This window comes from Acinetobacter sp. GRABPA_MV_2 (assembly GCF_056725885.1).
Window position 1 is genome coordinate 1 of sequence record NZ_JBWZNA010000041.1, and the last position, 4,823, is coordinate 4,823.

6 protein-coding genes are annotated in these 4,823 nt (G+C 39.6%); 3 read left to right on the top strand and 3 right to left on the bottom strand.

What is annotated here, in order from left to right; translation table 11 throughout:
• The 3 genes from ACXM0J_RS18535 to ACXM0J_RS18545 all read right to left on the bottom strand — a co-directional run.
• A partial coding sequence (locus tag ACXM0J_RS18535; RefSeq protein WP_192596778.1) for a hypothetical protein occupies window positions 1-221 on the bottom strand: 221 nt, incomplete at its 3' end.
• Window positions 218-574: a hypothetical protein gene (locus ACXM0J_RS18540; RefSeq protein ID WP_086265272.1), complete on the bottom strand. Its 357-nt coding sequence runs from the start codon at window positions 572-574 to the stop codon at window positions 218-220. The genes ACXM0J_RS18540 and ACXM0J_RS18535, both read right to left, overlap by 4 nt.
• Window positions 575-613: 39 nt before the next feature.
• Complete coding sequence (locus ACXM0J_RS18545) at window positions 614-1,504, bottom strand: MobA/MobL family protein (RefSeq protein ID WP_086265273.1); 891 nt, start codon at window positions 1,502-1,504, stop codon at window positions 614-616.
• A 211-nt stretch (window positions 1,505-1,715) separates the two neighbouring features.
• Here ACXM0J_RS18545 and ACXM0J_RS18550 point away from each other — a divergent pair, with 211 nt between their 5' ends.
• The 3 genes from ACXM0J_RS18550 to ACXM0J_RS18560 all read left to right on the top strand — a co-directional run bounded on the left by ACXM0J_RS18550 (window position 1,716) and on the right by ACXM0J_RS18560 (window position 4,673).
• On the top strand, window positions 1,716-2,438 hold the full coding sequence (locus tag ACXM0J_RS18550; protein ID WP_086265274.1) for a hypothetical protein: 723 nt from the start codon (window positions 1,716-1,718) through the stop codon (window positions 2,436-2,438).
• A 690-nt stretch (window positions 2,439-3,128) separates the two neighbouring features.
• The gene (gene repM / locus ACXM0J_RS18555) at window positions 3,129-4,052 is read left to right on the top strand and encodes a replication initiation protein RepM (RefSeq protein WP_017724908.1); all 924 of its coding nucleotides are present in this window, start codon (window positions 3,129-3,131) and stop codon (window positions 4,050-4,052) included.
• A gap of 63 nt (window positions 4,053-4,115) precedes the next feature.
• Window positions 4,116-4,673, top strand: a complete 558-nt coding sequence (locus tag ACXM0J_RS18560) for a plasmid replication DNA-binding protein (RefSeq protein ID WP_025468577.1) — start codon at window positions 4,116-4,118, stop codon at window positions 4,671-4,673.
• Window positions 4,674-4,823: the final 150 nt, after the last annotated feature.

Consider the following 4,823-nt stretch of genomic DNA (forward strand, 5'->3'; position numbering starts at 1 on the left):
TATGAATCCTTATCCTGTAAGGCATTCATAGCTCGCCACTTCATCATTAACACCTCATCTTCCTCCTCAAAGGTCGACTCCCCAGACGCAATCCGCTCAATCATCGCATTGACATAAGCTTGACTGGCATCAATTACATGCTGCTCAAATGAATGCTCCACAATCCCTTGCGTTGCCTTAAAAGCAGCTCGAATTCGATCTGCATCTACTGGATTTTTCATGCTTGGCCACGCTGCTCTGATTGATAACTTGGATGATCTTTCAGATAGGCAATAAAACTGTCCAAACGTTTGCTATCCAATCGTGATTCTTCAGGATGATCCACATGCTGCAATAGGTTCTGACCTAAAAAATATTGCTCAAACTGTGCTTTAAAATACTCTGGAATATCCGACACCAAAACATAGCTATCATCTGATTTCAGTTGATGGCGTGGAATCTGAATCAACTCAAGTAAATGTTTCTTCCACAATAGACTGGCACGAAGCTGATCATTCACTGGATGATGGGGATCATGTACAGCTGCACGTTGATCTTCAAATAAACCCTCAAGAATTTGTTTTCCAGTCTTCATACGACCTCCAAAAGCTTTATTTAAAACTTCACAATATTCCTAGAACCATGATGGCGTATAACCATCATCACGATCTAGATCTTGATTTTTACGCTGCTCTAAAGCTTGGTTGTACTCCTTTTGATAAATCTGGAGCTTGTTGAATTGCCGAATCTGTTGAATGGTTTGCTTCTGTGCCTCAACTTCAAGCTGAATCATTGGATCAGCACTTTTCAACTTCCATCGGTAGATCTGCGGAACATCCTGCAACTGGGTTCCGTATTTCTGGTTAAATTCCTGATTGGACAAATGACTCACTCGATTCGGAACAACAATCTCCATACCCTCCAGAATCACGGTTTTCATCGGTGCATGCCTTTCCAAAGCCTGATTAATTAGCTGCTCAGTTTTTTCTCGAAAGGCTTTGACCTGATCACGGCCAAAGCCCAACGCATCAGCCGTTAATTTCTGTGCGCCACCCTTGGTGGGATTCTTTGGACGATACTGCTTAAAAAACTGCTCTGGTGGTCGTTCAATCCCATCGACCAGACTCCGTTCAGAATACATCAGATGCAAATGCGGTTGATCTTCACCTGTCAGCTCACTCGGATGATTATGCACCGCTGCGGTATAAGGGAACTGATACTGATCAGCAAATTCCTGAATAAAGGCCTCGACCAATTCTTTACGCTGCTGTTTCGACAATTCTTTTGGTAAAGCCACGGTCAACGTTGAACTGGTTCGACCTCGAGCAATCTCATAACGATCCGCACTATGCCAAAAAGTCGCAGGTGCATCGACAGCCCAAGCAGGCATATTTCCAGAACGCACGAACTCCAATTCTTCATCGGCCTTTTGCTCGGCAAAATGCGCGGTTCGAGTCAGATAATGGAAGGTATTCTTGGAACTGGAATCCTTCTTCACATTGTGCCGAATATTCATGTAAAACATGCCGAATTCACCTGAGATCCAATTCGCAAAGGAGGCTCTCCGCAGGAGCGAGGAGGAGTGTCTTTTTTTGACAATAATCGCTTTAGCGGTTGTTGTCAAAAAAAGACACGGAAACGAGATAAACTATTTTTTATGCATAGCAGAAAAAATAGTTTAAACGCCCACAAGATGACGATAACATGGTCTCAATCCACGGCAAAATGAGATCCAAATGGCAGGACGCAAAGCGTTAGTTCTCACAGCAAAAGAAATCAACGAACTCGGCACGCATATCCTCAATCTACCGTTCAAACGTCGAGTTGAAGAACGTTGCTTGCACATGCTCAAAAACAAAAAAAGTCTTCAGGATCTCAGTGAGCAAGACCGACAACTCATCCAGAAATGTCGCTATGAACGCAATGCCTACAACAAACGCATGCTTCAGCTGCAACTGATCCAACAGACAGAACCTGCCAAACGCAATGCACTGCAACAGAACATCCTCAAGCTCCATCAAAAAAATGACATTGATGCCTACTTTGCCATGCACGATGCACTGGATGAGATCCTCAAAACGCAACGCCACCAGACCGCAGCGAAAAACCTGAATCAGAAAATAGAAAAAGCCCTGAATCCAGAACAACAACAGAAAAAACAAAGCCAGAAACAACAGAAAAAACGAGAAGACCAGATCAAATACTTTATAGGATCGCTTTATATCGAATCTTTGAGAAAGGCATCGATTAGTTTTTCACAGGATAATAGCGACTTAGATAAACTGGCCGACATGATTCATGCATATCTCAGTTTTAGACAGCTCAAAAGGAATCTTGGAACAATTGAAGAAATCGAAGCTTTCGTTCAACGAATGCCAACCACAAAAAATATGAATCGACTCATTGAAACAGCAAAAACAGATCCAAGAAACCCATTCAACAAGACACCAGAGCAATGAACAAACATCACGTTTAAACGCTGTATTTTCGCCATAGAGCGATCATTTCAAACTGAACTAGAGATCAGTACCCAAAAAACAAAAAAGTGCCTCTAAAAGCAAATAGAAGCAAATGACACTACATCTATAAGCGATAAGAACGGCTTAACCAAGCGAGTGTCTACGAGCGACAGTCCCAAAATTCGCGCCTCGGCCCTCTGAAAAACCGCTTTTTTAGGTTTGTTAACCTAAAAAAGTGAAGTTTAGATGCAAAAATTTGAGTCTAGACCGAGCGAAGCGAGCATAAAGCGCTATGAGCGAAGCGAATTCCGAGTTGCTTTTGCTCTTGCCTTTGCTTTTTCTCAAATTCACAACGAAAAGAGCCAAAAAATTGCCCCCCGAATCGAGCGAAAGCGAGATTCAATAGAGTTTGAGCGTAGCGAAAACCAAGGGCAATTTTGACCAGATGAGGCTTTTAATTATTTTTAATAGTTTTTAATGCTTTTAGACAGGCTGAAATCCTTTGTTTGCAATAGTTTAAGGGGTGATAAAGATAGGTTTAAGGGGTGATAAAGATAGGTTTAAGGGGTGATAAAGATAGGTTTAAGGGGTGATAAAGATAGGTTTAAGGGGTATATAAATAGATAGATTATTGACTATTTAAAATATATGACATATAACCTAGTTAAATGAATTAATAAGCTTCATATCATGACAAATAACAATAAATTAGTTGTTAAAGATAATGCTCTTATCGATGCTTCTTTTAACTTATCACTCATAGAGCAACGTATTATGCTCTTGGCCATAGTTGGAGCTAGAGAGTCTTCTAATCTCACGCCAGATACACCAATAGAAGTGCTTGTAAGCGACTACATTCATCAATTTAAAGTGGATAGTAATAATGCCTATGGCTTGCTCAGAGAGGCAGCAAAAACACTAAAAAGAAGGGAGTTCAGTTATTTAGATAGATATAAGGGCCTAGAGGCTCTTACTACAGCAAATTGGGTAAACAAAGTGACCTATGTAGATTCTAATGGTCTTATTGTTTTATACCTTAGCAACGAAGTTATCAGCTTAATTAGCCGATTAAGTGAACAATTTACTAAATATCATATAGAGCAAGTATCTGATTTTAGAAGTAAATATAGCATAAGACTATATGAGCTATTAATTAAATGGTTGAATGTAGCAAAAACTGAGAAATATAGTATTAACGATCTTAGATCAAAGTTAGGTCTTGACGCGACTGAATATTCAACAATGTCTAACTTTAAATCCAACGTATTAGACAGAGCAGTAAGTGAAATTAATAAACACACTGATATTACCGTTGACTATGACCAATTCAAAAAAGGACGAGTTATCACTGACATTCAATTCAGAATTAAATCGAAAGTTAGGCCATCTCAACAAGAATTAACTAGAACACCCCAAACAGCATTCCAACAAATGACAGATGCTCAAATCAATATGTTTGGCAATCAGCTTTCACGACTACCTGAATTTTCAAACTTAGCAAATGGTAATGAAAGCTATGAGAGCCTAGCCGCGAAAATCAAAGAAATGCTAAGAGATCCAATACAGCAAAAACAGTTTTTGCCTCATCTAAAAAACTTAGGCTTTAAAGCTTGAGTGTATTGGAGAATACACATATTGTATTCTCCAATACGTTTTCAAAATACACAGCAATACACTATGAATACAGCTACAAAATACAGTGTTAGTGATGCTGCAACCCTGTATAAAAAATCTCGAGCTACGCTATATAAAGATATAAAAAACGGTGTGTTAAGCCGTGACCATGATGGTTTTATAGATTTTTCAGAACTTCTACGTGTCTATGGAGAACCTTTTGGAGTAAAACAAGTAAAACGTATCGATACGTCTCCAATACAAAATCAAAATACATCTGAATACACTGATAAAACCGTTGTAGAACTCAAAAACCAGATTGATTTTCTAAAAAAACAGTTAGAAAAAGCCGAAGATCGTGAAGCTAAGGCAAATGCTCGTATAGATACACTGCTGACACTCATTGAAATGAAGCCCCCACAATCCAATATGACTACGTTTACCGATCAGAAATCTGCTCCAGATATAGCAACAGATACTCGGTCAGAACTCGAACCGAAAGATGACGGATTGACTACTCCAGTCGAAACAGAAAATAAGCGTATTCCAGTGCCAGAGCACGTAGAACCAGAGCAGCCGAAAAGAGGCTTTCTCAGTCGCTTTTTCTTACCGAATGGGTGAGAGCATTGTTGACTGTAGCTAATCAAAATTGTGGAACATTGATTAAAAAACATACGTTGAACGTGAATAGTCACGAAAAAGCCGTTCCAGTGCGCTGAACCCTAGAACGGCTTACTTTAAGATATTGATGCGAAAAGGAAAAGTTCAAGT

Coding starts and splice junctions, on each gene's coding strand:
- ACXM0J_RS18540 (WP_086265272.1), bottom strand. CDS start 574: ATGAAGACTGGAAAACAAATTCTTGAGGGTTTATTTGAAGATCAACGT.
- ACXM0J_RS18545 (WP_086265273.1), bottom strand. CDS start 1,504: ATGTTTTACATGAATATTCGGCACAATGTGAAGAAGGATTCCAGTTCC.
- ACXM0J_RS18550 (WP_086265274.1), top strand. CDS start 1,716: ATGGCAGGACGCAAAGCGTTAGTTCTCACAGCAAAAGAAATCAACGAA.
- repM (WP_017724908.1), top strand. CDS start 3,129: ATGACAAATAACAATAAATTAGTTGTTAAAGATAATGCTCTTATCGAT.
- ACXM0J_RS18560 (WP_025468577.1), top strand. CDS start 4,116: ATGAATACAGCTACAAAATACAGTGTTAGTGATGCTGCAACCCTGTAT.